The organism is Pseudomonas faucium, from assembly GCF_021602585.1.
Lineage (GTDB): Bacteria > Pseudomonadota > Gammaproteobacteria > Pseudomonadales > Pseudomonadaceae > Aquipseudomonas > Aquipseudomonas faucium.
The window spans coordinates 59,462-85,961 of sequence record NZ_BQIP01000007.1; the positions used below are offsets into that span (position 1 = coordinate 59,462).

Consider the following 26,500-nt stretch of genomic DNA (forward strand, 5'->3'; position numbering starts at 1 on the left):
ACTGCTACAGGCGGCACTGTTTCAAGGCTAGCTGGTGCACGGAAAAACACCTGTTTTGGCCGTGATGGCGCCATCGCCGGCAAGCCGGCTCCCACAATTAACGCTGTGGGAGCCGGCTTGCCGGCGATAGGGCCGGTGCTGACACAACAAAACTGAAAAGACTGGCACAATGGCCGCCATTCGCCGCTTCTGGAGCCCCCTTGATGAGCGAGAGCGCATTCGCCGAGCGCATCGTGCACAACCTGCTCGACACCGATTTCTACAAGCTCACCATGATGCAGGGCGTGCTGCACAACTACCCGGACGCCGACGTGGAATGGGAATTCCGCTGCCGCAACGGCGAGGACCTGCGCCCCTACCTGGGCGAGATCCGCCGCCAGCTCGAACTGCTCAGCGACCTCACCCTGGATGATGGCCAGCTGGCCTTCCTCGAACGCATCAGCTTCCTCAAGCCCGACTTCCTGCGTTTTCTGCGCCTGTTCCGCTTCAACCTGCGCTACGTGCACCTGGGCATCGAAGAGGGCCAGCTGTGCCTGCGCCTGCGTGGCCCCTGGCTGCATGTGATCCTCTTCGAAGTGCCGCTGCTGGCCCTCATCAGCGAAGTGCGCAACCGCCACCTGCACCCGCACATGCGCCTGGCCGAAGCGCGCGACCAGCTGCACCGCAAGTTCGACTGGCTGCGCGCGCATGCCAGCGACGATGAGCTGGCCGAGCTGCAGGTCGCCGATTTCGGCACGCGCCGGCGCTTCTCCAGCCGCGTGCAAGCCGAAGTGGTGCAGGTGCTGCGCGACGAGTTCCCGGGCCGCTTCGTTGGCACCAGCAACGTCGACCTGGCATGGAAACTGGATATCAAGCCGCTGGGCACCATGGCCCACGAGTGGTTCATGGCCCACCAGCAGCTCGGCCCGCGGCTGATCGACAGCCAGATCGCCGCCCTCGACTGCTGGGTCCGCGAATACCGCGGGCTGCTTGGCATCGCGCTGACCGACTGCATCACCATGGATGCCTTCCTGCGCGATTTCGACTTGTACTTCGCCAAGCTGTTCGACGGCCTGCGCCACGATTCGGGCGAGCCGGTGGCCTGGGCGGAAAAAGCCATCGCCCACTACCAGAAACTGGGCATCGACCCGATGACCAAGACCCTGGTGTTCTCCGATGGCCTGAACCTGACCCGCTCGCTGGAAATCTTCCGTGCCCTGCGCGGGCGCATCAACGTCAGTTTCGGCATTGGCACCAACCTGACCTGCGACATACCAGGCGTGGCGCCAATGAACATCGTGCTTAAAATGACTGACTGCAATGGCTCGCCGGTGGCCAAGATCTCCGACGAAGCTGCCAAGACCCAGTGCCGCGACCCCAACTTCGTCGCCTACATGCGTCACGTATTCAAAGTCCCCAGCAAGGAGTAACCCATGCAAGCCGTTCAGCAAGAGATTGCCCAGGCGCTGAAGGTGCAGCCGCCGTTCGCAGACGCTGCAGCGCTGCAGGCCGAAGTCGCCCGGCGCGTGGCGTTCATCAAGGATTGCCTGGCCAACGCCCGGCTCAAGACCCTGGTGCTGGGTATCAGCGGCGGCGTCGACTCGCTGACCGCCGCCCTGCTCGCCCAGCGCGCCATCAACGAGTTGCGCGCCGAGACCGGCGACCCAGCCTACCGCTTCATCGCCGTGCGCCTGCCGTACCAGGTGCAGCATGACGAGCACGACGCCCAGGCCTGCCTGGACGTGATCAAGGCCGACGAACTGCACACGGTCGACATCGCCCCGGCGGTGCGGGCGCTGGCCAAGGAAGTGAAGGCGCTGGAAGGCGGCTCGCCGAGCCTGGTGGATTTCGTCGTCGGCAACGTCAAGGCGCGCACGCGCATGGTGGCGCAGTACACCATTGCCGGCGCTCGCGCAGGGCTGGTGATCGGTACCGACCACGCGGCTGAAGCGGTGATGGGCTTCTTCACCAAGTTTGGTGACGGTGCCTGCGACCTGGCACCGCTCAGTGGCTTGGTGAAGAACCAGGTACGGGCCATTGCCCGCAGCTTTGGCGCGCCGGAGTCACTGGTGGAGAAAGTGCCGACCGCCGACCTGGAAGACCTGGAGCCGGGCAAGCCGGACGAGGCCTCGCACGGGGTGACCTACCAGCAGATCGATGCGTTCCTGCATGGGCTGCCGGTGGAGCAGGAAGCGTTCGACATCATCGTGGCGACCTACCGCAAGACCCAGCACAAGCGCGAACTGCCGTTCGCCCCATAAAAACTTCGCGGGGCAAGCCCGCTGCCACAAGGTGCATACCGAGTGGCAGCGGGCTTGCCCCGCGAATGGAAGGCAACGCCCTCCCGAGCATCAGCTCATCACTTGACGACGACAGTGCCCTTCATCATCGAGATGTGCCCTGGGAACGAGCAGAAGAAGCCGTAGTCGGTGCCTGCAACCAGCTTGGCCACATCGAAGGTCACCGAGTCTTTCTCGCCGGCGCCAATGATCTTGGTGTGGGCGATGACGCGCTCGTCACCTTCTTTCAGGTAGTTCTTGTCGATACCGGCGGCCAGACCATCGGTAGCGATCGGCTGCATGTCAGCGGCCTTGCTGATGACGATGTTATGGCCCATGACATTCTTCGGCAGGTTGCCGGAATGCTCCAGGTTCACGGTGAATTGCTTGCAGCTCTTGTCGATGACGATTTCCTTGGTGTTGAAGGACATCTGGTCGGTCGAGTCGACAGTCACCGAACACTCGGCTGCGAAGACGGAAGCGCTGGCGAGGGTCAGCAGGGATACCGCTACAGCTTTCGCAAACATCATGAATCTCCTTGGCAGGGTTTTTATCAATTGCGAGACTGCCTGAAACCGTTCGTCCGCTGGCTGATATGAATCAACAGTGGCGTCAAGTGGCCAGGCAGTAGAATTGTTCAATGGATTGTATACAACCAATCTAAGAGCACATCATGCCCTTTTACTAGACGATGGGACAACCTCTCATTTAGGAGCAACGCCCATGTCCTTGTCCAATTTCATGAACAGCCTGCTCGCAGCCTACGCCCACGGCGCCACCGGCGCGAGCTGCGAATTCTCCCGCCCGGAGTGAACGCGGCCTTGGAAGCGCCAGGCCTGCGCCGTACCCTGTCACGCAAAGTGACTGGAGATGAACAATGCCTGTACGTTCCGTTTGTGTGTTCTGCGGCGCCAGCATCGGTGCCAACCCTGCCTACCGCGAAGCTGCCGTTGCCCTTGGGCAGGCCATCGCCCGCCGCGGCCTGACCCTGGTCTATGGCGGTGGCGCGGTGGGCCTGATGGGTACCGTGGCCGACGCCGCCATGGCCGCCGGTGGCGAGGTGATCGGCATCATTCCCGAAAGCCTGATGAACGCCGAAATCGGCCACAAGGGCCTGACTCGCCTGGAAGTGGTCGACGGCATGCACGCGCGCAAGGCCCGCATGGCCGAGCTGAGCGACGCCTTCATCGCCCTGCCGGGCGGGCTGGGCACGCTGGAAGAACTGTTCGAGGTGTGGACCTGGGGGCAACTGGGCTATCACGCCAAGCCTTTGGGGCTGCTCGATGTGAACGGGTTCTATGAAAAGCTTGGCGGGTTCCTCGACCATATCGTCGAAGAGGGATTCGTGCGGCCGCAACATCGGGCGATGTTGCTGCTGGAGCAGCAGGCGGATGCACTGCTGGATGGGATGAACGACTTTGTCTCGCCGGTGTTGCCAAAGTGGGTGGACAAGAAGCCTGATTGATCGAGGGGCCGCTCTGCGGCCCAATCGCTGGCAAGCCAGCTCCCACAGAGATTGCACGGAACCTAAGGCCTGCGCTTTACCTGTGGGAGCTGGCTTGCCAGCGATTGGGCTGCAAAGCAGCCCCTGCAATCAGCGCGGAATGACAGGCTGGCGCGGTTTCTTGCCCTTGCCGCCACCCTTGGCCGCTTCCTTGCGTTCCTTGGCCGCCTGCTGGTTGCGGGCGAACGCCTCGGCCTTGGCCTTCTCGCGCTTGTCCCACGGCTTGCTGCCATCGCTGCCACGCGGTGGCAGGCCGGTGTGCTGGGTGAGGATCTTCTGCTCCTTGCCCACCTTGTGGCTGCCCGCTGGCGTCGAGTTCTTGCGACGCGCGCTCTGGTAGGTGTCGGTCTGCGGCTGGTGCAGCGGGATCAGCTGGTGCTTGCCCGGGCCGATCAGGTCAGCGCGGCCCATGCGCTGCAGTGCTTCGCGCAGCATCGGCCAGCCCTTCGGGTCGTGGTAGCGCAGGAACGCCTTGTGCAAGCGGCGCTGCTCGTCGCTCTTGACGATTTCCACGCCCTCGCTCTTGTAGGTGACCTTGCGCAGCGGGTTCTTGCCCGAGTGGTACATGGCCGTGGCCGAGGCCATGGGCGATGGGTAGAACGCCTGCACCTGGTCGGCGCGGAAGCCGTTGCCCTTGAGCCACAGGGCCAGGTTCATCATGTCTTCATCGGTGGTGCCGGGGTGGGCGGCGATGAAGTACGGGATCAGGTACTGCTCCTTGCCCGCCTCTTTCGAGAACTTCTCGAACATGCGCTTGAAGCGGTCGTAGGTACCGATGCCCGGCTTCATCATCTTGTCCAGCGGGCCACGCTCGGTGTGCTCCGGGGCAATCTTCAGGTAGCCGCCCACGTGGTGGGTGACCAGCTCCTTGACGTACTCCGGCGATTCCACCGCCAGGTCGTAGCGCAGGCCGGAGGCGATCAGGATCTTCTTCACACCCGGCAAGGCACGGGCCTTGCGGTACAGTTCGATCAGCGAGCTGTGGTCGGTGTTGAGGTTCTCGCAGATGCCCGGGAACACGCACGACGGCTTGCGGCAGTGCTTCTCGATCTCCGGGCTCTTGCAGGCGATGCGGTACATGTTGGCGGTCGGGCCGCCAAGGTCGGAGACCACGCCGGTGAAGCCCGGCACCTTGTCGCGCATCTCTTCGATTTCGTTGAGGATCGACTCGTGCGAACGGTTCTGGATGATGCGGCCTTCGTGCTCGGTGATCGAGCAGAAGGTGCAGCCACCGAAGCAGCCACGCATGATGTTGACCGAGAAGCGGATCATCTCGTAGGCCGGGATGCGCTCCTTGCCGTAGGCCGGGTGTGGCACACGGGCGTAGGGCATGCCGAACACGTAGTCCATTTCCTCGGTGCTCATGGGAATGGGTGGCGGGTTGAACCACACATCCACTTCACCATGCTTCTGCACCAGGGCGCGGGCGTTGCCCGGGTTGGTTTCCAGGTGCAGCACGCGGTTGGCGTGGGCGTACAGCACTGGGTCGTTGCGCACTTTCTCGAACGACGGCAGGCGGATCACCGACTTCTCGCGGGTGACGCTCGGGCTATCGAGGATCTGCACCACCTTGGCCTCGTTCGGATCCTCCTGGTCGCCCTTGGCCTGCTCGATGGCGCAGGCCTGGGTGTCCTGGGTATTCACGTACGGGTTGATGATCTTGTCGACACGGCCTGGGCGGTCGATGCGGGTGGAGTCGATCTCGAACCAGCCCTGCGGCGTATCGCGGCGCACGAAGGCGGTGCCGCGCACGTCGGTGATGGTTTCGATGTTCTCGCCGTTGGACAGGCGCTGGGCCACTTCCACCACTGCACGCTCGGCGTTGCCGAACAGCAGGATGTCGGCGCTGGCGTCGATCAGGATCGAGTGGCGAACCTTGTCCTGCCAGTAGTCGTAGTGGGCGATGCGGCGCAGCGAGGCCTCGATGCCGCCCAGCACGATCGGCACGTGCTTGTAGGCTTCCTTGCAGCGCTGGCTGTACACCAGGCTGGCGCGGTCCGGACGGCTGCCGGCCAACCCGCCTGGGGTGTAGGCGTCGTCGGAGCGCATCTTCTTGTCGGCGGTGTAGCGGTTGATCATCGAGTCCATGTTGCCGGCCGCGACACCGAAGAACAGGTTCGGCTCGCCGAGCTTCATGAAGTCGTCTTTGGACTGCCAGTTCGGCTGGGCGATGATGCCCACGCGAAAGCCCTGGGCTTCCAGCAGGCGGCCGATGATGGCCATGCCGAACGACGGATGGTCGACGTAGGCATCACCGGTCACGATGATGATGTCGCAGGAATCCCAGCCGAGCAGATCCATCTCCTGCCTGCTCATCGGCAGGAAAGGTGCTGGCCCGAAGCATTCGGCCCAGTACTTGGGATAGTCGTAGAGAGGTTTGGCTGCTTGCATGTCAGTGACCGGTTCTGGTGTGCAGGGAAATCGCGGGCGCGGAATATAGCACAAAATTTGACCAAATCCGACGGTGGTTGTCGGATTCATTGTGTGCCTGATTGGGCCTCATCGCCGGCAAGCCGGCTCCCACAGGATCAGCACCGCTCTTGAGGAGGGTGGGGTACCTGTGGGAGCCGGCTTGCCGGCGATGGGGCGGCGACTTACTCGTCGTCGTCGAAGTTGTACATGCCCGGCGCGAGGTTCTCGAAGCGGGTGTACTTGCCGATGAACGCCAGGCGCACGAAGCCGATGGGGCCGTTACGCTGCTTGCCGATGATGATTTCGGCAACGCCCTTGTGCTCGGTCTCCGGGTGGTACACCTCGTCGCGGTACACGAACATGATCACGTCGGCGTCCTGCTCGATTGCACCCGATTCACGCAAGTCGGAGTTCACCGGGCGCTTGTTCGGGCGCTGTTCCAGGGAACGGTTGAGCTGCGACAGGGCGATGACCGGGCAGTTGAATTCCTTGGCCAGGGCCTTGAGCGAGCGGGAGATCTCGGAAATTTCGTTGGTGCGGTTGTCACCGGCAGAGCCCGGAATCTGCATGAGCTGCAGGTAGTCGACCATGATCATGGCGATTTCGCCGTGTTCACGCGCCAGGCGGCGGGTGCGCGCACGCATCTCCGAGGGGCTGATGCCGGCGGTGTCGTCGATGAACAGCTTGCGGTCGTTGAGCAGGTTGACCGCCGAGGTCAGGCGCGGCCAGTCATCGTCGTCCAACTGGCCGGAACGTACCTTGGTCTGGTCGATGCGGCCCAGCGAAGAGAGCATACGCATGATCAGCGATTCACCTGGCATCTCCAGGGAGAACACCAGCACGGCCTTGTCGGTGCGCAGTACGGCGTTCTCCACCAGGTTCATGGCGAAGGTGGTCTTGCCCATCGACGGACGGCCCGCAACGATGATCAGATCGGCGGCCTGCAGGCCGCTGGTCTTCTCGTCCAGGTCGGTGTAGCCGGTGGACACGCCGGTGATGTCGCTGTCGGAGTTGAACAGCGTGTCGATGCGATCGATGGCCTTGGTCAACAGCTCGTTGACGCCCACCGGGCCGCCGGTCTTCGGCCGCGCCTCGGCGATCTGGAAGATCTGCCGCTCGGCGTCGTCGAGGATCTCTTCGGCGTTGCGCCCTTGCGGGTTGAAGGCGTTGTCGGCGATGTCGGTACTGATGCTGATCAGCTGGCGCAACGTGGCCCGCTCGCGAATGATCGCGGCGTAGGCCTTGATGTTGGCCACCGACGGCGTGTTCTTGGCCAGCTCTGCCAGGTAGGCCAGGCCGCCGACCTGGGTCGACAGGCCTTCCTTGTCCAGCTGCTCGTGCAGGGTGACCACGTCGAACGGCTGGTTGGCGTCCGCGAGCTTGTGCACGGCGCGGAAGATCAGGCGGTGGTCATGCCGGTAGAAGTCACCATCCGAGACCTGATCCAGCACCCGCTCCCAGGCGTTGTTGTCCAGCATCAGGCCACCGAGCACGGCCTGTTCGGCCTCGATGGAATGCGGCGGCACCTTCAGGGCAGCGGTTTGCAGGTCGAGTTGTTCGGGGTTGGTAATCTCGTTCATGGCCACGAAAGAATTCTGGAGGATGAAAAAGACAAAGGGCACGGCCTGTCGAAAACAGGACCGTGCCCGATGTTAACCGGCTAACCCGCGAGGGGCTAGCCAGTCAGCGCAGCTTAGGCAGCTACGACGACCACACGTACAGTGGCTTCAACGTCGCTGTGCAGGTGCACGGCTACGTCGTATTCGCCAACTTGACGGATGGTGCCGTTCGGCAGACGCACTTCAGCTTTGGCCACTTCAACGCCGGAGGCGGTCAGGGCGTCAGCGATGTCGTGGGTGCCGATCGAACCGAACAGCTTGCCTTCGTCGCCAGCGGTGGCAGTGATGGTCACTTCCAGCTCGGCCAGTTGGGCAGCGCGGCTTTCAGCCGAAGCTTTACGGTCAGCAGCTGCTTTTTCCAGCTCGGCGCGACGCTCTTCGAACGCAGCCAGGTTGGCGGCGTTGGCAACGGTGGCCTTGCCGAATGGCAGCAGGAAGTTACGGCCGTAACCAGCCTTAACCTTAACTTTGTCGCCCAGGTTGCCCAGGTTAGCGACTTTTTCCAGCAGGATCAGTTCCATTTGGTAAAACCTCTTAACTTTTAACCTTCACCGTTCGCGGAGTCTTTCCCCGGGGGGGACTTGCGACCGCGAAAATCAATCAGGCTGTCGACAATGGCCAGAACCATCAGTAACGGATAAATCAGCTGCATGATCAGCGGCAACGTCACGTACATGCCCACCAGCCAGAACCCGGCCAGTCGCCCCTGTGCCACCAGCCCGTGCATCAAGGCGATGCCGGCCAGGACCAGTACCAGGCTCGATGCCGATGCCAGGATGATGAACTGCGGCCCGATGAACGGAGCCACCACCATCACTGCCACCAAGACCGCCATGGTCTGTTTCGGCAGCCTCAGCGCGCGAAATTCGCGGCCGAAGCCTCCAGGGTTGTACAACGCTGCCTGCCAATAGCGCGCCAGCACCAGGGCCAGCACACTGAACAATTGCACCGTCACTGCTGTGGAGGCGACCAGCACAGGGCGGATCAGCTCTCCGGAGAGTACCGGTTGCCCTTCGATCTTCGGCATGGCTTCGGCAAACGCCTTGGCCAGCACATCGAAGGTCTGGGCCAGCGCCAGGTCGAGCACGTGGCTGAAAACCACGGCGAACACGGCACTGACCACCAACACTCGGCTCCAGGGATGCTCGGCACGCAACATGGCGGCCAGGCTCAGGGCACCTGCGATCACCATGAAGGTGATGGGGTCGCCCATGTACCACACGGCCAGCCCGGCCAGCAGGCCGCCGGCGATGACCGTTGAAGCATCCTTGAACCCGCGCCGCAGCAGCACAAGGCTGCCGGCAGCGGCACTCAACCAGAACAGCAGCGGCAGTACCGCGCTGATGACCACCACCAGGGTGGCCTGCACACGACCGCGCATGATGAAACTTGCTAACGCTCGCATGCTAATCCCTTACTACTTGTCGACGACCCGGTCTCAGCGGCCGTGGCTGTCGGTGTAGGGCAGCAGGGCCAGGAAGCGGGCGCGCTTGATAGCGGTAGCCAGCTGACGCTGATAACGAGCTTTGGTACCGGTGATACGGCTTGGAACGATCTTGCCGGTTTCGGATACGTAAGCTTTCAGGGTGTTGAGATCTTTGAAGTCGATCTCTTTCACGTCTTCAGCAGTGAAGCGGCAGAATTTACGACGACGGAAGAAACGTGCCATTTAATAGGCTCCTCTAAAGGTCCGTGGATTACTCGTCAGCGTTATCGCTGGAGTCGCTGTCATTGCTGTCGTCGCCTTCGGCGGAGTCAGCATGCTCAGGACGCTCGCGACGCTCACGGCGCTCGCTGCGGTTCTCTTCAGCCTTCAGCATCTCGGACTGGCCGGTAACGGCTTCGTCGCGACGGATGACCAGGTTACGGATAACGGCATCGTTGTAGCGGAAGTTGTCTTCCAGCTCGGCCAGGGCCTTGCCGGTGCACTCAACGTTCAGCATCACGTAGTGAGCCTTGTGAACATTGTTGATTGCGTAGGCCAGTTGACGACGGCCCCAGTCTTCCAGGCGGTGGATTTTGCCGCCGTCTTCTTCGATCAGCTTGGTGTAACGCTCAACCATGCCGCCGACTTGCTCGCTCTGGTCCGGGTGAACCAGGAAGATGATTTCGTAATGACGCATGAATGCTCCTTACGGGTTAGTAGTCTGCCAGGATATCTAGTCAGACAAGGAGTGAATGACACTGTGTGTCTTGCCATGGAGGGGAGGCACATGCGCGCCTGCCAGCTCGGCAAGGGGCGCAATTGTAGAGAAGGCGGGGCACACAAGCAAGGTGATTGGCGATTATTTGAACAGCCGGAAACACTTTCTCAGCTTAAAGGGCCCTATCGCCGGCAAGCCGGCTCCCACAGGATCAGCCAAACCATTCACTGTGGGAGCCGGCTTGCCGGCGATAGAGCCATGGGGTCAGCGCTTGGCCTGGCGCTGACGCACGGCCTCGAACAGGCACACCCCGGTGGCCACCGAAACGTTCAGGCTGCTGACGCTACCGCCCATCGGCAACTTCACCAGGAAATCGCAGTGCTCGCGGGTCAGGCGGCGCATGCCCTTGCCTTCGGCGCCCATGATCATCACCAGAGGCCCGGTCAGGTCCTGCTGATAGATCTCCTGTTCCGCCTCGCCCGCGGTGCCGACCACCCACAGGCCGCGCTGCTGGAGCTTTTCCAGGGTACGCGCGAGGTTGGTCACGGCCACCAGCGGAATCACCTCCGCAGCGCCGCAGGCAACCTTACGCACCACCGGCGTCAGGGTCGCCGACTTGTCCTTGGGCACCACCACCGCCGTGGCACCGGCCGCATCGGCCGTGCGCAGGCAGGCGCCGAGGTTGTGCGGGTCGGTGACACCGTCCAGCACCAGGATCAGCGGCGGGGTTTCGGTGCGCTCGAGCAATTCCTCGAGCATCAGCTCGCCCCATACCTGGCTCGGGCTGACCTCGGCCACCACGCCCTGGTGCACGCCCTCGACCCAGGCATCCAGCTCACGGCGCTCGGCCTGGCCGACCGCAACGCGGTTTTCGGCGGCCAGCGCCAGCAACGCCTGGATGCGCGGCTCGCTGCGCCCTTCCGACAGCCAGATCTGCTTGACCCGCTTCGGATGGTGCTGCAGCAGCGCCTGCACGGCGTGCACGCCGTAGATCTTTTCCAGCTGACTCATGACTTGTTCTTGCTCTTGCGTGGCGCGCCGGACTTCGGCGGGCCTTTACGGTGCTTGGTCGGCTTGCCGGACGGCTTGGCGCCCTTCTCCGACTTGCTGCTGGCGTGGCCGCCGGTGCGCGCCTCGCTCATCAGCGCCTTCTTCATCTCGCGGCTCTTGCGCACTTCGGCGTTGCGCTGCACAGCGTCCTTGGGGAAGTACGCTTCAGCGGCTTCGCTCTTGCGGCTGCGCGGCTTGGGCGTAGCCTTGGCCTCCACCACCGGCGGCTGCTCGGGCTTGTCGGCGGCAGGTGCGGCGCCACGGCCCTTGCGGCCGATCGGTGCGGCGAGCTGCTGCTCGGACACTTCGAAGTCGATCTTGCGCTCGTCGAGGTCGACGCGCATGACCTTCACCTCGATGGTGTCGCCCAGGCGGAAGCTGCGCCCGGTACGCTCACCCGACAGGCGGTGGTGCACAGGGTCGAAGTGGTAGTAGTCGCCCGGCAGCGCACTGACGTGCACCAGGCCTTCCACGTAGATATCGGTCAGCTCGACGAACAGGCCGAAACCGGTGACGGCGGTGATCACGCCCGGGAAGGTCTCGCCCACGCGGTCTTTCATGAACTCGCACTTGAGCCAGTTGACCACGTCGCGAGTGGCTTCGTCGGCGCGGCGCTCGGTCATCGAGCATTGCTCGCCAAGCTGGTCAAGGGTATTCACGTCGTAGGGGTAGATACGCGCCTTGGGAATGCTCATGGCGCCGGCACGCTTGACGTGCGGGGTATCGACCTTGGAGCGGATGATGCTGCGGATGGCGCGGTGCACCAGCAAGTCCGGGTAACGGCGGATCGGCGAGGTGAAGTGGGTGTACGCCTCGTAGTTCAAACCGAAGTGACCGTTGTTGTCGGTGCTGTACACCGCCTGGCTCAACGAGCGCAGCATCACGGTCTGGATCAGGTGGAAGTCCGGGCGCTCGGCGATGCTCGCCAGCAGGGCCTGGTAGTCCTTGGGCGATGGGTCCTTGCCCTTGTGCAGGCTCAGGCCCAGCTCGCCGAGGAAGGCGCGCAGCTTTTCCAGGCGCTCCGGCGGCGGGCCGTCGTGCACGCGGTACAGCGCCGGCACACCATGCTTGTGGAGGAATTCGGCGGTGGCGACGTTGGCCGCCAGCATGCATTCCTCGATCAGCTTGTGGGCATCGTTGCGCACGGTCGGGCGGATTTCCGCGATCTTGCGCTCGGCACCGAAGATGATGCGGGTTTCCTGGGTCTCGAAGTCGATGGCGCCACGCACATGGCGCGCATCCACCAGCACCTTGTACAGGTTGTACAGGTTCTTCAGGTCCGGCACGACCGCCTTGTATTCCTCGCGCAGGGCCTTGCCCTCACGGGTACGGGCATGCTCGAGCATGCTGCTGACCTTGTTGTAGGTCAGGCGCGCATGGGAGTGGATCACCCCTTCGTAGAACTGGTAGTCGACCATCTGCCCGGCTTTGTTGATGGTCATTTCGCAGACCATGGCCAGGCGATCGACGTGCGGGTTCAGCGAGCACAGCCCGTTGGACAGCTCTTCGGGGAGCATCGGCACCACGCGCTCGGGGAAGTACACCGAGTTGCCGCGCTGCTGGGCCTCGACGTCCAGGGCCGAACCCAGGCGCACGTAGCTCGACACGTCGGCGATGGCCACGTACAGGCGCCAGCCACCGGAGAACAGGCGCAGCTTGCCCAGCGGTTCGCAATAGACGGCATCGTCGAAGTCGCGGGCGTCCTCGCCGTCGATGGTGACGAACGGCAGGTGGCGCAGGTCGATGCGCTTTTCCTTGTCCTTCTCTTCGACTTCGGAGCGGAACTTGCGCGCTTCCTTGATCACGTCCTGCGGCCAGACGTGCGGGATATCGTAGCTGCGCAGGGCAACGTCGATTTCCATGCCCGGCGCCATGTAGTTGCCGATGACCTCGACCACGTCGCCTTGCGGCTGGAAGCGTGGGGTCGGCCAGTGGGTGATCTTGATCTCGACGAACTGGCCGATCTTGGCGCCGCCGTTACGCCCGGCGGTCACCAGCACTTCCTGCTGGATCTTCGGGTTGTCCGGGGTCACGTAGCCGATGCCGCCTTCTTCGAAGTAGCGGCCCACCACGCTTTCATGGGCGCGGGAGATGACCTCGACCAGCACGCCTTCGCGCCGGCCACGGCGGTCCACGCCGGAGACCCGCGCCAGGGCGCGGTCGCCATCGAACACCAGGCGCATCTGCGACGGGCTGAGGAACAGGTCGTCGCTGCCATCGTCAGGAATAAGGAAGCCGAAGCCATCGCGGTGGCCCGAGACACGGCCGCAGATCAGGTCCAGCTTGTCTACCGGGGCATAAGTGCCGCGCCGGGTATAGATAAGCTGGCCGTCACGCTCCATGGCACGCAGGCGGCGGCGCAGGGCTTCGATCTGGTCTTCTTCGTGAAGACCGAACTCTGCCGCCAGCTCCTCGCGCGCCGCTGGCTCACCACGGTCGGCAAGGCGCTGCAGGATCAGCTCACGGCTGGGAATGGGGTTGTCGTATTTTTCCGCTTCGCGAGCGGCCTCGGGATCGAGGGATTGCCAATCGGCCATCAGAAGGGGTTCACCTTGGGGTATATAGATAGGAATTCTGGCATAGGCGTATTGAAACCGGAAATGTCAGCCTTGGACAGCCCCAACGGCATGTCCTGCGAGCAGCAATAGGGCTGTGGAATCAACAAGTTGAATTTTTTGAAATTTTTTTCGATTGGGGGCTTTACAGCCCTCGGGAGCGTCCGTATAGTGCGCACCACAACGACGGACAACCCCGAAGTTGTAGTAGAGATGAACGACGCTGTAAAGCATCTTGTAGTCTCGAATGTGTGCCCAGGTGGCGGAATTGGTAGACGCGCTGGTTTCAGGTATCAGTGACCGCAAGGTCGTGGAAGTTCGAGTCTTCTCCTGGGCACCAAGTATTTCAAGTAACAGATGACCAAGGATCTGTTACTACTGTGTGAAAGCGATCGATAGTCGCCTTCATCAGCTGATGTAAAGCTTTGCCCAGGTGGCGGAATTGGTAGACGCGCTGGTTTCAGGTATCAGTGACCGCAAGGTCGTGGAAGTTCGAGTCTTCTCCTGGGCACCATACAAAAACCCACTAGCTTGCTAGTGGGTTTTTTCTTGCCTGCGATTTAACCCCTCCCCCACTCGCAGCGCCTGTGCAGCCCTTGCACCATGGTCTGCCCATGAATTTCTCGTCACCCGGCCACTTGAGAAACGATTTCGTTTACCATTGTTTCTGAATATGTAGCCGTAAGCGAGGAAGTACCCGCATGACGATCCGTCCGCAACCGCTGATGCGCACCCTGGCCGCCGCAGTTCTGAGCCTGGTGATCGGCGCTCCGGCCGCCATGGCAGACGACCCGGTCACCCTGACCATGTACAACGGTCAGCACAAGGAAATCGGCGAAGCCATCGCCAAGGCCTACGAGGCCAAGACCGGCATCCACATCAATATCCGCAAGGGCAGCAGCAACCAGCTGGCCAGCCAGATCATCGAGGAAGGCGACCGCTCGCCGGCCGACATCATCTATACCGAAGAATCCCCACCCCTGAACAACCTGGGCGAGCTGGGCCTGCTGGCGAAGATCGACGACGCCACGCTGAACATGCTGCCCAAGGAGTACGTGGGCGCCAACGGCACCTGGATGGGCGTGACCGCACGCACCCGGGTGGTGGTGTTCAACCCCAAGAAGGTCGACGAGAAAGACCTGCCGACCACCGTGATGGATTTCGCCGGCCCCGAATGGGAAGGCCGCGTCGGCTACGTGCCGACCAGCGGTGCCTTCCAGGAACAGGCCGTGGCCATCCTCAAGATGCACGGGCGTGAAGCCACCGAAGAATGGCTGACCGGCCTGAAAGCCTTCGGCAAGACCTACACCAACAACATGGTGGCCTTGAAGGCCGTGGAAAAAGGCGAAGTCGCCGCCGTGCTGGTGAACAACTACTACTGGTACGCCCTGGAGCGCGAGCGCGGCAAGCTCGATTCCAAGCTGTACTACCTGGCCGACGGCGACGCCGGCAACCTGGTGACCATCTCGGGCGCAGGCGCGGTCAAGGCCAGCAAGCATCCGAAGGAAGCCCAGGCCCTGCTCAACTGGATGGCCAGCGAAGAAGGCCAGCGCGTGATCACCCAGACCACCGCCGAATACCCACTGCACAAGGGCATGGTTTCCGACCGCGGCCTGAAGCCGTTCGAAGACCTGCGCCCGCCAAAGATCTCGCCAGCGGACCTTGGCAATGCCGAGGAAGCGATCGAGCTTGAACGCGAGGTCGGCCTGCTCTGATGACTGCCGCCCTGTCCCAGCCGGCGCCGGTACGTTTCGTGCCGCGCCGCAAGCGCCCCTCCATCTGGGTGGTGCTGCCCGTGCTGTTCCTGGTGGCGATGAGCTTGCTGCCATTGCTGTACGTCGCCATGAAAGCCTGGGAAGCCGGCTGGCGCGAAGCGCTGCACCTGCTCTGGCGGCCATTCGTCTGGGGCCTGATGCGCAACACCCTGATGCTGATGGTCGGGGTGACGCTGGCCTGCATGGTGGTCGGCATGGCGCTGGCCTGGTTGCTCGAACGCAGCAACCTGCCAGGCCGCCGGCTGTGGGGCGTGGTGCTGTGCCTGCCGTTCGCCGTGCCGTCGTTCGTCAGCAGCTTTACCTGGGTATCGCTGAGCTCGGACTTCGAAGGCCTGGGCGGGGCAATCATGGTCATGGCGCTGTCCAAGTACCCACTGGTGTTCCTGCCGGTGGCCGCGACCCTGCGCAACCTCGACACCTCGCTGGAGGAGTCGGCGCGCACCCTGGGCTGCAGCCGCTGGGGCGTGTTCACCAAGGTCACCCTGCCGCTGCTGTGGCCGTCGATGCTTGGCGGTGCGCTGTTGATTGCCCTGCACATGCTGGTGGAGTTCGGCGCCCTGTCGATTCTCGGCCTGCAGACCTTCACCACGGCGATCTACCAGCAGTTCGAGCTGGAGTTCAGCAACGCCAACGCGGCCATGCTGTCGGCGGTGTTGCTGGCGCTGTGCCTGGTGATGCTGTGGCTGGAACTGAAGGTACGCGGCAAGGCCCGCCACGTGCGCATCGGCCAGGGCGTGGCGCGCCGGGCGCAACCGGTACGCCTGCGTGGCTGGACGCCGCTGGCGCAGCTGTTCTGCCTGGGGCTCGCAATACTGGGCAGCGGCATTCCACTGGCCATGCTCGGCTATTGGCTGAGCGTGGGTTCTTCTGCAGCCTTCCCGGTGGCGGCGATCAGCAAGGCGCTGCTTACCTCGCTGTCGGTGTCGCTGGGCGGCGCAGGGTTCTGCGTACTGCTGGCGTTGCCGGTAAGCTTCCTGGTGGTGCGCTACAAGGGCCGCCTGGCGCTCTGGGCCGAGCGCCTGCCGTACCTGCTGCACGCCCTGCCCGGCCTGGTGATCGCGCTGACCCTGGTGGTGTTCGCATTGCACTATGTGCCGGCGCTGTACCAGACCACTGCACTGTTGCTGCTGGCCTATGCGCTGCTGTTCCTGCCTCTGGCGCAGGCCCCGGTGCGCACTGCCCTGAACAAGGCCTCGCCGACGCTGGAAGAAGCGGCCCGCACCCTGGGTGCCAGCAGCTTTGCGGCGTTCTGCCGGGTGACCCTGCCGATCATCTTCCCTGCCCTGGCAGCCGCCTTCGCCCTGGTGTTCCTCGATGCCATGAAGGAGCTGACTGCCACCCTGCTGCTCAGCCCGACGGGCATGACCACCCTGGCCACAGAGGTCTGGGCGCATACCGCCAACGTTGAGTTTGCGGCGGCGGCGCCTTATGCGGCGTTGTTGATTGTGGTGTCGGGGTTGCCGGTTTATCTGCTGACTACGCGGATGTATTTGAACAAGGCGTGAGAGTGAATCCAGGCTGGCGAGCAGCCTGGATTATTGAACGACACACACGAGCTTACCTCCAGTACTCTATCCAAACAAAAAAAAGCACAATCAGTGCAATCAGCAAAATTTGTACAGTCCACAAACGCACTAACAGCCTCTGCAGGTCGTCGGGAGCCTTGCTAACGTCCTCACTATCCAATAGACCCTTTCGAAGGCTAAAATATTTCATAGATAGCATTGCAGAAATCGACCCTAGCCGCATGACTTTCCCGAGCAACCCAGCATGAGAATATATTTCTCTATTCACAACCACCATTCGGCTATTTGACAAGCTTGATTCGATACGCTCCAGATATCGATACGCAACAAATATCCACACACCAAACATAAAGAACGGCGAAATAATTACAAACACACCAAGCACGGCTAAATGCAAGTTGCTCATCGCACAGCCTCATACAAAATCTCCCCCACCCTTTCCCCCAACATGTCGCCAAACTCACCACCCACAATACCTCCAGCCGCACCACCCAACACCACGCATGTGAGGGTTGCCGCTCCACCGGTGGGAATACCTAAAGCAACACATGCAATTGGCCCCAATACGCCCCCGACATGTCCACCGATTCCTCCTAGCCCCAAGCCCGCAACTAGCGAACTCCTATCTACATATTTAGCCTTTCTACAATCCTCTTCCCGCCCAAGTACGCAAGCGTTACGAATGGACAGTTCGGTTGACGCCACATCAAGCGCCATCCCTAAATACGTCCCTTTCTTTACCCAACTAGCCGCCTTCGCCACACCGGATATCTTTTCTGCATAACCTTTAATTTCAGCGCTGCGGACAAATCTTTTGGTAGATATATTCAACGCATGCTTTATTTTACCCCGATTGCGCAACCCTGCCCCATACGCAGCCATACTATCTAGCTGCGCCTCCAACTTCAAAAACAACGTTGTACGTTTTACGTAAAATTCATCACGCGCTTTCAACGTGCCTTGATGCAAATAATCTCGGTGTAGCTGCTCTATCTCTCCTAACGTTTTCCTGATAGCTTCAAGATGTTTGCTCCAGGCGTCACTAGCTGTACCAGCGCCGATGGAAACACGAGCCAGCAGGCTCTGAAGTAGCTCAAAGTTCTCCAGAAGGAACCCGTCAATCCCACCGCCGTTCAATTCGATGTCAAGGTGTATACCTAACGCCTTACCCATGAGAAATGCCTCATGAGCAGTACAGGATGGCGTGCTTGGGTCACCCACGATTATCAGTTCGCCAGGGAAAACAACAGTGTTGGCGATATGCGCATTCAACACATCAAACTTTGCCCGCTGATTCGCATTCATGGGTGTATCGGCCTTCAGCGACCCATAGGACTGCGCTTGCGGATTAATGTAGCTACGTGCCTGAGTCATGGTTGCACCTCAAGCATATTTCTTGTTACTGATGCGATCCCAGCCGCCGGTCACATTGCCGCCGGCGCTGCCATCGAGGCGCTTCTGTCGCGTGTAGGTGGTCTTTATACGCCCGTAGTTCAGCTGGACCACTTCCATCGGCACCCCGGCGCTGGCGCTCTGAGTGTAGTCGGCGATGATCACTTCTTCGAGGACGACTTCGTAGTACTTGAGCTTGTCGCCGCCCGCACGGCACAGCACCAACTTCACTTCCTTCAGGTGCTGGCCGGCGCAGCTAGCTTCCAGCAGCTTGCAGCTGGCACTGTCCAAGTGCTTGGTGAAGGAGAAGTGGGTCAAGGTGGTGCGGCCTGATGACGCGCCGCCGGCGGAACTGGCGGTGGCAGAAGTGCTCTGGTTGGCACCGAACTTGTAGCCAGCAATCTCGATCCAGTTGGTGTATTGCTCGTCCAGTGCTTCGCCAGCAATTTCTGTGATTTGAATATAAGCATCGAAAGCCATGCTTACCTCTCCTTGGTAATGTTGGGCTGATAACGACAATGCTCTGACATTGTCGTTTTGCAGTTGCGCCTGAATTGAGGCCGGTTGACACTAATTCCGAGTGCCAAGCCACGCAATAGCACGCACCAACCAAGGCAAACTTTGGGAAATTGCCTACAAGGTCCGGTAAGAATTCTGATTTATCGAGTAAGAATATGTTTCTCACTGAAGCTCGAAACGATACCCCTGCAGATTGCCCAGCATCCGCCGCACGATCACACCATGAACCCTTCCGACCGGCACCATGTATAAAAGGCCAAAGGTGTTGAAGCACACTACCGACGTGGTCACGCTCAAATGCTGCCTGTCCACGTCCATGTAAACCATCACCGCCAGGTGCGTATCACGCGACGTCAGGACCAGTTGCCGGTCGCTGATGTCCTCGACCGTGAAGAAATCCAGACGCTCGCCCACTTTTGGCACGTGCTCGGGGCCGCGGGGCGTAAAGCCTTGGATGTCGGCGACGTTGAAGCGGCGGGAGATGAAGTCGCGCAGGCGGAAGGCGCCGGCTAGCCAGGCGGGGGTGTGCGAGGTCATGGCGCAGTAGGCTTGCAGGGCCGTCAGCGGGGCGTTCAGCGGCACGCTGTCGCTGTGCAGGAAGTCCAGGTCGGCTGGGGCGGCGATGAGTTGGGCGGGCATGTACAAGTCCTTTTGTCATGGGGCGCCCGGGAGCTTAGCAAAGCAGGAGGGGCCGCGGCGCGGCCCATCGCCGGCAAGCCGGCTCCCACAAGAGGTGTTGCTCGGTCTCAGGCCCGGAACTGGCCCAGGCTGGCGCGCAATTGCGCGGCCAGGTCATCGAGCACCTTGCTGCTGGCCGTGGTCTGCATCACCACCTCGGCCGAGCGCTCGGCCTGGGCATGGATGTTCTCGACACGCCCGCGCACCGCTTGCGCCCCGTTCGCCTGTTGCTCCGCGGCGCGGGTAGCCAGGCCGATGGCCGCATGCACCTGCTCCACCGCCGCCTGCACCGACTGCTGGCGGCGCTCGTTGTCGCGCAGCACCAGCAGGCCTTCGCTGGCCTTGAGGCCGGCCTGGCTGATGGTGGCCACCGCCTCCTTGGCGCCCTTCTGCAACGCAGCGATGTGCGACTGGATGTCGCCGGTGGAGCTTTGCGTCTTGCTCGCCAATGCCCGCACTTCATCAGCGACCACGGCAAACCCGCGCCCGGTCTCGCCGGCACGCGCAGCTTCGATGGCGGCGTTGAGGGCCAGCAGGTTGGTCTGCTCGGCGATGCCGTGGATCACCGTCAGCACCACTTCGATCTGCTCGCTCTGCTTGGCCAGCCGCTCGATCACCTGCGAGCCGGTTTCGACCTGCCCGGCGAGGTTTTCGATCAGCCCGGCCAATTGCGTCGAGGTGCGGCTGTTCTCATCGGTGGCCTGGCGAATGTCCACCACCTGGCGCAGCGCCGCCTGCATCGCCTGGCTCTCGGCCTGGGCTTCGTCGGCCATGCTCGAGAGGTCACGCAGGCTGGCGGCCACTTCATCGCGCTGCAAGGCCGCAGCGGCGTCGGCACCGGCGTTGCGCTGGGCCATGGCGCCGATTTCGACGCCAGTGCGCTGGGCCACTTCACCGGCCTCGCGCACGATCGGCTGCAGCTTGTCGACGAAGCGGTTGACTGCCGAGGCCATGTCGCCGATCTCGTCGCGGCTGTCCAGGTTCACGCGCTTGGTCAGGTCGCCTTCGCCGGCGGCCAGGTCGTTCAGCGCAGTGATCAGCAGGCGCAGCTTGCTCAGCACGCGGCGGCCCAGCACCAGGGCAACCAATAGCAGTACACCCAGGCCGACCAGCACAAGGCCCAGGCCGATACGCCAGCGCAGCTCCGCCGCTGCATCGCGCACGGTTTGCGCGGTGTTGGCCTGCATGGCTGTGGCGCTGCCCTGCGCGGCTTCCAGCCGGTCGCGCAGGGCTTTGCCGCTGTCTGCCGCCGCCGCGCCAAGGCTGTCGCCGACCAGTTGCTCGCCACTGGCGATCAGGGCACTGAAGCGCTGGTCCAGGGCCTTGAGTTCCTCGTCCACAGCGGCGGTGGAAACCCCCATCAGGACCTTGCCGATTTCCGCGCCATTGGGGCTGATCGATGCCTCGACGAAGTACACCGATGGGTCGCGGCGGGCAGCTTCAAGCACCTTGTCCAGCGCCCGCTCCCCCTGCCCTTTTTCGATCAGGGCCTGGTTGATCGGGTTCTGCCGGTTCAGGTAGCGCGTCAGGTGCTGGCCCTGGGCGTCGTCGTAGATCACGAACAGCACGTTGGGATTGCGCTGGGCGCGGCGGGCGAAGTCGGACAGCGTCGGCACGTCGTTGTCCCAGATCGCCCGTGGGGCGACCGAGGCCAGCAATTCGGCCATGTCGTTGGCGGAATCCTTGAGGTTCTTTTCCAGGGTCGCGCGCAGTTGCTGCTGTTCATTCTGCAGGCGCTCGGACAGGCCTGCACTGAGGCGCTGGCGGGTGCTGCTGGAAAGGCTTTCGAGCCCCGAGCGCACGTCCTGGCCCGCCTGCTCCAGCTCACTGGCGAGCTTGCGGCTGTCATTGCCCAGGCGCTCGCCAAGATCGGCCTCCAGGGCAGTGACGGTGCTTCGTGTCAGCGCAACGGCAACCAGCACCTGCACCAAAAGGGCGATACCCAAGGCAACAAACACAGGCCGCAACAGGCGGCTTCGTAACAATGAGAGGATGGCAGACACGGTGAAACCCTCGTGCATTCTGGCGCCATTATTTTGATGGCATCTACAGAAACTTCTTACAGCAAGGGTTGTGCCGAGGGCAGCAGGGATAAGTGCCAAGGTCCAGCAGCAGAAATGAAAACGCCGCGGCCCCTTTCAGGGCCACGGCGTCAGATCAGCCTGGTGGGCAGATCAGGCGAACGGATGACGCAGCACGATGGTCTCGTTGCGGTCCGGGCCGGTGGAGATGATGTCGATCGGCGCGCCGGTCAGCTCCTCGATGCGCTTGATGTAAGCGCGTGCAGCTTCTGGCAGCTCTTCCAGGGTCTTGGCACCCAGGGTCGATTCGCTCCAGCCTGGCATCTCTTCGTACACCGGCTCCAGGCCGATGTAGCTGTCGGCGTCGGACGGTGCGTCGATGACGGCGCCGTTCTCGTTCTTGTAGCCAACACAGATGTTGATGGTTTCCAGGCCGTCCAGCACGTCCAGCTTGGTCAGGCAGATGCCCGAGATGCTGTTGACGTCGATGGCGCGACGCAGGATCACGGCATCGAACCAGCCGCAACGACGGGCACGGCCGGTGGTCGAACCGAACTCGTGGCCACGCTTGGCCAGGGTAGCGCCGGTCTCGTCGAACAGTTCGGTCGGGAACGGGCCGGAACCTACGCGAGTGGTGTACGCCTTGGTGATGCCCAGGATGTAGTCCAGGTACATCGGGCCAACGCCGGAACCGGTGGAGATGCCGCCGGCAGTGGTGTTGGAGCTGGTCACGTACGGGTAGGTACCGTGGTCGATGTCCAGCAGCGAGCCCTGGGCGCCTTCGAACATGATGTCCTTGCCGGCGCGGCGCAGGTTGTGCAGCTCGGCGGTGACGTCGAGCATCATCGGCTTGAGCTGTTCGGCGTAGGCCATGCACTCGTCCAGGGTCTGCTGGAAGTCGATGGCCGGCTCTTTGTAGTAGTTCACCAGCTGGAAGTTGTGGTAATCCAGCAGCTCACCCAGCTTGGCGGCGAAACGCTCGCGGTGGAACAGGTCGCCAACGCGCAGGCCGCGGCGAGCGACCTTGTCTTCGTAGGCTGGGCCGATACCACGGCCGGTGGTGCCGATCTTGGCTTCGCCACGGGCTTTCTCGCGGGCCTGGTCCAGGGCCACGTGGTACGACAAGATCAGCGGCGCAGCCGGGCTGATGCGCAGGCGCTCGCGCACCGGCACGCCCTTCTCTTCCAGCTTGGTGATTTCACGCATCAGGGCATCCGGGGCAACGACCACGCCGTTGCCGATCAGGCACTGCACGCCTTCACGCAGGATGCCGGACGGAATCAGGTGCAGAACGGTTTTTTCACCGTTGATCACCAGGGTGTGGCCCGCGTTGTGGCCACCCTGGTAGCGCACTACGGCGGCAGCATGTTCGGTCAGCAGATCGACGATCTTGCCTTTGCCCTCATCACCCCACTGGGTGCCTAGGACGACGACATTCTTACCCATAACACTTGTCCTCATTCACGCAAACTTGGTTGCCGGCCAACTGCCGGCGCAGAAACTCATTGGGTCAGCGGCAGTACCTGCCAGCGCCCGTCTTGCTGAATCAATTGACGATCACAATCCGCCTCGAGAGCAGCACTCAACGGCTGGCCAGGCAGGGCCTGGACCACTCGCTGGCCCTCGTTGCGCAACTGGCAGACCTGCTGCCAGAGGGCCGCGTCACCACTGTCGGGCATCCAGATGCCGCCAGTTGGCAATACGACCTCCGCTCGCCCCAGTGTGACCAGGGTCTTCAAATCCGTGGAGAAACCGGTGGCCGGGCGCGCCCGGCCGAAATCGGCCCCGATGTCGTCATAACGGCCGCCCTGGGCGATCGATTGACCTTCGCCCGGCACGAACACCGCAAACACCACGCCGGTGTGGTAGTTGTAGCCGCGCAGCTCGCCGAGGTCGAAGTACAGCGGCAGCTCGGGGTAACGCGAAGCCAGGCGATCGGCGATCGCCAGCAAATCGTCCAGCGCCGCCAGCACGCTGGCCGGGGCACGGCCCAGGCGCACGCGGGCTTCGGCCAGCACTTCACGGCCACCGCACAGCTCGACCAGGGCGCGCAGCATGTTGCCCAGGTCCTTCGGCAGGTCGGCCGTCAGCGCCTGCACTTCATCCACCGACTTGCGCTGCAGGGCGTCGAACAACTGCTGCTCGACAGCGCCCGACAGGCCGGCGGCGCGCGCCAGGCCGCGGTAGATGCCGACATGGCCGAGGTCCATGTGCACGTCCGCGACGTCGGTCAGTTGCAGCGTGGCGAGCATCAGGCTGATGACCTCGACATCGCTGGTGGGGCTGGCGTCGCCGTACAGCTCGGCACCCAGCTGGATCGGGCTGCGCGAAGTGGACAGGGCGCGCGGCTCGGCGTGCAGCACGCTGCCGGCATAGCACAGGCGGCTCGGGCCTTCACGGCGCAGGGTGTGGGCGTCGATACGCGCCACCTGCGGGGTGAAGTCGGCGCGGAAGCCCATCAGGCGGCCGGACTGTGGGTCGACCACCTTGAAGGTGCGCTGGTCCAGGTCCTGGCCGGCGCCGGTGAGCAGCGACTCCAGGTACTCGATATGCGGGGTGACGACCAGTTCGTAGCCCCAACTCTGGAACAGGTCCAACACCTGGCGGCGCGCGATCTCGATGCGCGCAGCCTCAGGTGGCAGTACTTCCTCGATGCCATCTGGCAGCAGCCAGCGGTCTACCGTTGCCATTACGCCATTTCCCCTCTGGTCCGGGCGGCTTGCCTGCAGGCGAGCCGTCAGTAAAGCAGGCATTGGCGCACAGCAGCAGGCAGCACTGATCCCAGCGCCACCACCGTACCCAATACCCTCGAATTGCCTTGCGACCTGACCAAACCGTCAACTGGCCGTTTGCCAATCAACCTTGCAGACGCAAAAAAGCCGGGAAATTTCCCGGCTGCCGCATCATACACCCCTTTTCATTCAGGATGCACCCCGCCTGGTGTTTTAGCTGCCAGGCGGGGTATGCGCCCCTCAATGCATCAGGGTTTGCTCTTGTCGAGGAAGCGGAAGAACTCGTTCTTCGGATCCAGGACCAGCACGTCGCTCTTGCTGGAGAAGCTTTCGCGGTATGCCTGCAGGCTACGGTAGAACGCATAGAAATCGGCGTCCTGGGTGTAGGCCTTGGCATAGATGGCGGCCGACTGGGCGTCGCCATCACCACGGGTCTCTTCAGCTTCGCGATAGGCTTCGGCCAGCAGTACACGGCGCTGACGGTCGGCATCGGCACGGATACCTTCAGCCAGCTCGTTACCCTTGGCACGGTGCTCGCGAGCCTCACGCTCACGCTCGGTGCTCATGCGGTCGAACACGCTGCGGTTGACTTCCTTCGGCAGGTCGATGGCCTTGACGCGCACGTCGACCACCTCGATACCCAGCTCCTTGTTGGCCATGCGGTTCAGCGAGGCGGTGATGTCAGCCATCAGCGCGTCACGCTCACCGGATACCACTTCGTGCAGGGTGCGTTTACCGAACTGGTCACGCAGGCCGCTTTCCAGACGACGCGACAGACGCTCGTCGGCGATCTGCTTCATGCCGGACGTGGCGGTGTAGAAACGCTCGGCATCCTTGACGCGCCACTTGGCGTAGGCGTCGACCATCACCGCTTTCTTCTCCAGGGTCAGGAACCGCTGGGTCGGGGCGTCGAGGGTCATCAGACGGGCGTCGAACTTGCGCACCTGGTTCACATACGGAACCTTCACGTGCAGGCCCGGCTGGACATCCGCCTGGACCACACGGCCGAACTGCAGCAGTACCGCGCGTTCGGTCTGCGACACGATGTAGAAGCTGTTCCAGGCCACCACGGCCAGAACCACAGCGGCGATCAGGGCGATCAGCGATTTATTGCTCATCAGCGGCTCTCCCTAGTACGCAGCTGTTGCTGTTGCTGTTGCAGGTCCTGCGCTGCACGCGCTGCCGCGTCGTTGGCCGACGGGGTTGCGCTGGTAACCGGCGCGGACGTGTTGCGGCTGCCTTCGACCATCTTGTCCAGTGGCAGGTAGAGCAGGTTGTTCTGCCCGTCCTTGGTGGCCACCATGACCTTGCTGGTATTGCTGTAGACCTCTTGCATGGTCTCCAGGTACAGGCGCTGGCGGGTCACGTCAGGTGCCTTGCGGTACTCGGCGACCAGCTTGGTGAAGCGGTCCGCCTCACCCTTGGCGCGGGCGATGACTTCGTCGCGGTAACCGTTGGCGTCCTCGATGATGCGCTGGGCCTGACCACGGGCTTCCGGCACCACGCCGTTGGCGTAGGACTCGGCCTGGTTGCGGGCACGCTGCTCGTCTTCACGGGCACGGATCACGTCGTCGAAGGCTTCCTGCACTTCACGCGGGGCTGCCGCGCTCTGTACGTTGACCTGGGTAACGGTGATACCGGTACGGTAGTTGTCGAGGAAGCGCTGCAGGCGTTCGCGGATATCCACGGCCATCTGCTCACGGCCTTCGGTCAGCACCTGGTCCATCGAAGTGGAACCCACCACGTGGCGCAGGGCGCTGTCGGTGGCATGCTGCAAGCTCACCTCGGGCTGGTCGACGTTGAGCACGAAGTCCTGCAGGTTGCTGATCTTGTACTGGACGGTCAGCGGCACTTCGACGATGTTCTCGTCTTCGGTGAGCATCTGGCCCTGCTTGGTGTAGGCACGCTCGCGCGTGACGTTTTCCATGTACTTGCGATCGATTGGCGGGAAGTAGATGTTCAGGCCGGGACCGACCGTCTCATAGTACTTGCCGAAGCGCAGCACGACGGCCTGCTCCTGCTCGTCGACCACGTACACGGCGCTGTACAGCCAGATCGCAGCCAGTACCGCCAGGCCGATGCCCAGCAGGCCGTAGCCGCCGCCCTTGCCGACATTGCGGTCACCGCCGCCACGTTTCTTGCCACCGCCGAACATGCCATTCAGGCTGTCCTGCAGTTTGCGGAAGGCCTCGTCCAGATCCGGCGGGCCTTTTTTATCGCCACCACCGCCGCCGCCACCACGGCGACCGCCCCAGGGATCCTGATTGTTCGAGTTGCCACCCGGCTCGTTCCAAGCCATAGCGCTCTCCATCTGA

22 protein-coding genes, 2 tRNA genes and 1 pseudogene are annotated in these 26,500 nt (G+C 62.6%); 7 read left to right on the plus strand and 18 right to left on the minus strand.

What is annotated here, in order from left to right:
- The first annotated feature begins 203 nt into the window (after nt 1–203).
- A complete protein-coding gene (pncB, locus tag L6D75_RS10345; protein WP_176513240.1) occupies nt 204–1,409 on the plus strand; it encodes a nicotinate phosphoribosyltransferase in 1,206 nt (401 codons plus the stop codon).
- 3 nt (nt 1,410–1,412) lie between these two features.
- On the plus strand, nt 1,413–2,240 hold the full coding sequence (gene nadE / locus L6D75_RS10350) for an ammonia-dependent NAD(+) synthetase (RefSeq protein WP_176513238.1): 828 nt from the start codon (nt 1,413–1,415) through the stop codon (nt 2,238–2,240).
- 98 nt (nt 2,241–2,338) lie between these two features.
- On the opposite strand, the gene azu is transcribed toward nadE, so the two are convergent.
- Nucleotides 2,339–2,785 carry an azurin gene (gene azu / locus L6D75_RS10355; protein ID WP_176513236.1) on the minus strand — a complete coding sequence of 149 codons (447 nt, stop codon included), beginning with the start codon at nt 2,783–2,785 and terminating at the stop codon, nt 2,339–2,341.
- 350 nt (nt 2,786–3,135) lie between these two features.
- On the opposite strand from azu, the gene L6D75_RS10360 reads away from it, so the two are divergent.
- Nucleotides 3,136–3,723 (plus strand): LOG family protein, encoded by a 588-nt coding sequence (locus L6D75_RS10360; protein ID WP_176513234.1) that lies wholly within the window; start codon nt 3,136–3,138, stop codon nt 3,721–3,723.
- 129 nt (nt 3,724–3,852) lie between these two features.
- Here L6D75_RS10360 and L6D75_RS10365 read toward each other — a convergent pair whose 3' ends face one another.
- From L6D75_RS10365 to rnr, 8 genes are all read right to left on the minus strand, one after another.
- Nucleotides 3,853–6,153 (minus strand): YgiQ family radical SAM protein, encoded by a 2,301-nt coding sequence (locus tag L6D75_RS10365; protein WP_176516049.1) that lies wholly within the window; start codon nt 6,151–6,153, stop codon nt 3,853–3,855.
- Between the two features lie 203 nt (nt 6,154–6,356).
- Nucleotides 6,357–7,754 carry a replicative DNA helicase gene (gene dnaB, locus L6D75_RS10370; protein ID WP_176516051.1) on the minus strand — a complete coding sequence of 466 codons (1,398 nt, stop codon included), beginning with the start codon at nt 7,752–7,754 and terminating at the stop codon, nt 6,357–6,359.
- A 113-nt stretch (nt 7,755–7,867) separates the two neighbouring features.
- Entirely contained in the window at nt 7,868–8,314 is a 447-nt protein-coding gene (gene rplI, locus L6D75_RS10375; protein ID WP_008101037.1) for a 50S ribosomal protein L9, read from the minus strand.
- 20 nt (nt 8,315–8,334) lie between these two features.
- A complete protein-coding gene (locus L6D75_RS10380; protein WP_176516053.1) occupies nt 8,335–9,198 on the minus strand; it encodes a hypothetical protein in 864 nt (287 codons plus the stop codon).
- 33 nt (nt 9,199–9,231) lie between these two features.
- Complete coding sequence (gene rpsR / locus L6D75_RS10385; RefSeq protein ID WP_003249563.1) at nt 9,232–9,462, minus strand: 30S ribosomal protein S18; 231 nt, start codon at nt 9,460–9,462, stop codon at nt 9,232–9,234.
- A 28-nt stretch (nt 9,463–9,490) separates the two neighbouring features.
- On the minus strand, nt 9,491–9,916 hold the full coding sequence (gene rpsF, locus L6D75_RS10390) for a 30S ribosomal protein S6 (RefSeq protein WP_003249557.1): 426 nt from the start codon (nt 9,914–9,916) through the stop codon (nt 9,491–9,493).
- 285 nt (nt 9,917–10,201) lie between these two features.
- Nucleotides 10,202–10,948 carry a 23S rRNA (guanosine(2251)-2'-O)-methyltransferase RlmB gene (gene rlmB, locus L6D75_RS10395; RefSeq protein WP_008089831.1) on the minus strand — a complete coding sequence of 249 codons (747 nt, stop codon included), beginning with the start codon at nt 10,946–10,948 and terminating at the stop codon, nt 10,202–10,204.
- A complete protein-coding gene (gene rnr / locus L6D75_RS10400) occupies nt 10,945–13,524 on the minus strand; it encodes a ribonuclease R (protein ID WP_176516055.1) in 2,580 nt (859 codons plus the stop codon). Before rnr ends, rlmB begins: the two co-directional genes overlap by 4 nt.
- Before the next feature lie 271 nt (nt 13,525–13,795).
- Here rnr and L6D75_RS10405 point away from each other — a divergent pair.
- From L6D75_RS10405 to L6D75_RS10420, 4 genes are all read left to right on the plus strand, one after another.
- A tRNA-Leu gene (locus L6D75_RS10405) sits at nt 13,796–13,882 on the plus strand.
- A gap of 87 nt (nt 13,883–13,969) precedes the next feature.
- Nucleotides 13,970–14,056 (plus strand) — tRNA-Leu (locus L6D75_RS10410).
- 187 nt (nt 14,057–14,243) lie between these two features.
- Nucleotides 14,244–15,257, plus strand: a complete 1,014-nt coding sequence (locus L6D75_RS10415; RefSeq protein ID WP_176516057.1) for an extracellular solute-binding protein — start codon at nt 14,244–14,246, stop codon at nt 15,255–15,257.
- The gene (locus tag L6D75_RS10420) at nt 15,257–16,822 is read left to right on the plus strand and encodes an ABC transporter permease (RefSeq protein ID WP_176516058.1); all 1,566 of its coding nucleotides are present in this window, start codon (nt 15,257–15,259) and stop codon (nt 16,820–16,822) included. Before L6D75_RS10415 ends, L6D75_RS10420 begins: the two co-directional genes overlap by 1 nt.
- A gap of 423 nt (nt 16,823–17,245) precedes the next feature.
- On the opposite strand, the gene L6D75_RS10425 is transcribed toward L6D75_RS10420, so the two are convergent.
- From L6D75_RS10425 to hflK, 9 genes and pseudogenes are all read right to left on the minus strand, one after another.
- The gene (locus L6D75_RS10425) at nt 17,246–18,217 is read right to left on the minus strand and encodes a hypothetical protein (RefSeq protein WP_176516060.1); all 972 of its coding nucleotides are present in this window, start codon (nt 18,215–18,217) and stop codon (nt 17,246–17,248) included.
- A 9-nt stretch (nt 18,218–18,226) separates the two neighbouring features.
- The gene (locus L6D75_RS10430; protein WP_176516062.1) at nt 18,227–18,715 is read right to left on the minus strand and encodes an Hcp family type VI secretion system effector; all 489 of its coding nucleotides are present in this window, start codon (nt 18,713–18,715) and stop codon (nt 18,227–18,229) included.
- A gap of 201 nt (nt 18,716–18,916) precedes the next feature.
- Nucleotides 18,917–19,393, minus strand: a complete 477-nt coding sequence (locus tag L6D75_RS10435) for a DUF2867 domain-containing protein (RefSeq protein ID WP_176516064.1) — start codon at nt 19,391–19,393, stop codon at nt 18,917–18,919.
- A gap of 107 nt (nt 19,394–19,500) precedes the next feature.
- Entirely contained in the window at nt 19,501–20,385 is an 885-nt protein-coding gene (locus L6D75_RS27455) for a methyl-accepting chemotaxis protein (protein WP_371871976.1), read from the minus strand.
- A 21-nt stretch (nt 20,386–20,406) separates the two neighbouring features.
- Nucleotides 20,407–21,453, minus strand: a pseudogene (locus L6D75_RS27460) (methyl-accepting chemotaxis protein); the annotation flags it as partial.
- A 153-nt stretch (nt 21,454–21,606) separates the two neighbouring features.
- Nucleotides 21,607–22,899, minus strand: a complete 1,293-nt coding sequence (locus tag L6D75_RS10445) for an adenylosuccinate synthase (RefSeq protein WP_008095424.1) — start codon at nt 22,897–22,899, stop codon at nt 21,607–21,609.
- Between the two features lie 56 nt (nt 22,900–22,955).
- Nucleotides 22,956–24,143: an ATP phosphoribosyltransferase regulatory subunit gene (locus L6D75_RS10450; RefSeq protein WP_176516066.1), complete on the minus strand. Its 1,188-nt coding sequence runs from the start codon at nt 24,141–24,143 to the stop codon at nt 22,956–22,958.
- Nucleotides 24,144–24,433: 290 nt separating this feature from the next.
- Complete coding sequence (gene hflC / locus L6D75_RS10455) at nt 24,434–25,303, minus strand: protease modulator HflC (protein WP_176516067.1); 870 nt, start codon at nt 25,301–25,303, stop codon at nt 24,434–24,436.
- The gene (gene hflK / locus L6D75_RS10460; protein WP_176516070.1) at nt 25,303–26,484 is read right to left on the minus strand and encodes an FtsH protease activity modulator HflK; all 1,182 of its coding nucleotides are present in this window, start codon (nt 26,482–26,484) and stop codon (nt 25,303–25,305) included. Before hflK ends, hflC begins: the two co-directional genes overlap by 1 nt.
- Between the last annotated feature and the right edge of the window lie 16 nt (nt 26,485–26,500).

What these genes read in the sequence shown, in the direction of transcription:
- pncB (WP_176513240.1), top strand. Translation starts at nt 204, where the DNA reads ATGAGCGAGAGCGCATTCGCCGAGCGCATCGTGCACAACCTGCTCGAC.
- nadE (WP_176513238.1), top strand. Translation starts at nt 1,413, where the DNA reads ATGCAAGCCGTTCAGCAAGAGATTGCCCAGGCGCTGAAGGTGCAGCCG.
- azu (WP_176513236.1), bottom strand. Translation starts at nt 2,785, where the DNA reads ATGTTTGCGAAAGCTGTAGCGGTATCCCTGCTGACCCTCGCCAGCGCT.
- L6D75_RS10360 (WP_176513234.1), top strand. Translation starts at nt 3,136, where the DNA reads ATGCCTGTACGTTCCGTTTGTGTGTTCTGCGGCGCCAGCATCGGTGCC.
- L6D75_RS10365 (WP_176516049.1), bottom strand. Translation starts at nt 6,153, where the DNA reads ATGCAAGCAGCCAAACCTCTCTACGACTATCCCAAGTACTGGGCCGAA.
- dnaB (WP_176516051.1), bottom strand. Translation starts at nt 7,754, where the DNA reads ATGAACGAGATTACCAACCCCGAACAACTCGACCTGCAAACCGCTGCC.
- rplI (WP_008101037.1), bottom strand. Translation starts at nt 8,314, where the DNA reads ATGGAACTGATCCTGCTGGAAAAAGTCGCTAACCTGGGCAACCTGGGC.
- L6D75_RS10380 (WP_176516053.1), bottom strand. Translation starts at nt 9,198, where the DNA reads ATGCGAGCGTTAGCAAGTTTCATCATGCGCGGTCGTGTGCAGGCCACC.
- rpsR (WP_003249563.1), bottom strand. Translation starts at nt 9,462, where the DNA reads ATGGCACGTTTCTTCCGTCGTCGTAAATTCTGCCGCTTCACTGCTGAA.
- rpsF (WP_003249557.1), bottom strand. Translation starts at nt 9,916, where the DNA reads ATGCGTCATTACGAAATCATCTTCCTGGTTCACCCGGACCAGAGCGAG.
- rlmB (WP_008089831.1), bottom strand. Translation starts at nt 10,948, where the DNA reads ATGAGTCAGCTGGAAAAGATCTACGGCGTGCACGCCGTGCAGGCGCTG.
- rnr (WP_176516055.1), bottom strand. Translation starts at nt 13,524, where the DNA reads ATGGCCGATTGGCAATCCCTCGATCCCGAGGCCGCTCGCGAAGCGGAA.
- L6D75_RS10415 (WP_176516057.1), top strand. Translation starts at nt 14,244, where the DNA reads ATGACGATCCGTCCGCAACCGCTGATGCGCACCCTGGCCGCCGCAGTT.
- L6D75_RS10420 (WP_176516058.1), top strand. Translation starts at nt 15,257, where the DNA reads ATGACTGCCGCCCTGTCCCAGCCGGCGCCGGTACGTTTCGTGCCGCGC.
- L6D75_RS10425 (WP_176516060.1), bottom strand. Translation starts at nt 18,217, where the DNA reads ATGACTCAGGCACGTAGCTACATTAATCCGCAAGCGCAGTCCTATGGG.
- L6D75_RS10430 (WP_176516062.1), bottom strand. Translation starts at nt 18,715, where the DNA reads ATGGCTTTCGATGCTTATATTCAAATCACAGAAATTGCTGGCGAAGCA.
- L6D75_RS10435 (WP_176516064.1), bottom strand. Translation starts at nt 19,393, where the DNA reads ATGCCCGCCCAACTCATCGCCGCCCCAGCCGACCTGGACTTCCTGCAC.
- L6D75_RS27455 (WP_371871976.1), bottom strand. Translation starts at nt 20,385, where the DNA reads ATGGCCTCGGCAGTCAACCGCTTCGTCGACAAGCTGCAGCCGATCGTG.
- L6D75_RS10445 (WP_008095424.1), bottom strand. Translation starts at nt 22,899, where the DNA reads ATGGGTAAGAATGTCGTCGTCCTAGGCACCCAGTGGGGTGATGAGGGC.
- L6D75_RS10450 (WP_176516066.1), bottom strand. Translation starts at nt 24,143, where the DNA reads ATGGCAACGGTAGACCGCTGGCTGCTGCCAGATGGCATCGAGGAAGTA.
- hflC (WP_176516067.1), bottom strand. Translation starts at nt 25,303, where the DNA reads ATGAGCAATAAATCGCTGATCGCCCTGATCGCCGCTGTGGTTCTGGCC.
- hflK (WP_176516070.1), bottom strand. Translation starts at nt 26,484, where the DNA reads ATGGCTTGGAACGAGCCGGGTGGCAACTCGAACAATCAGGATCCCTGG.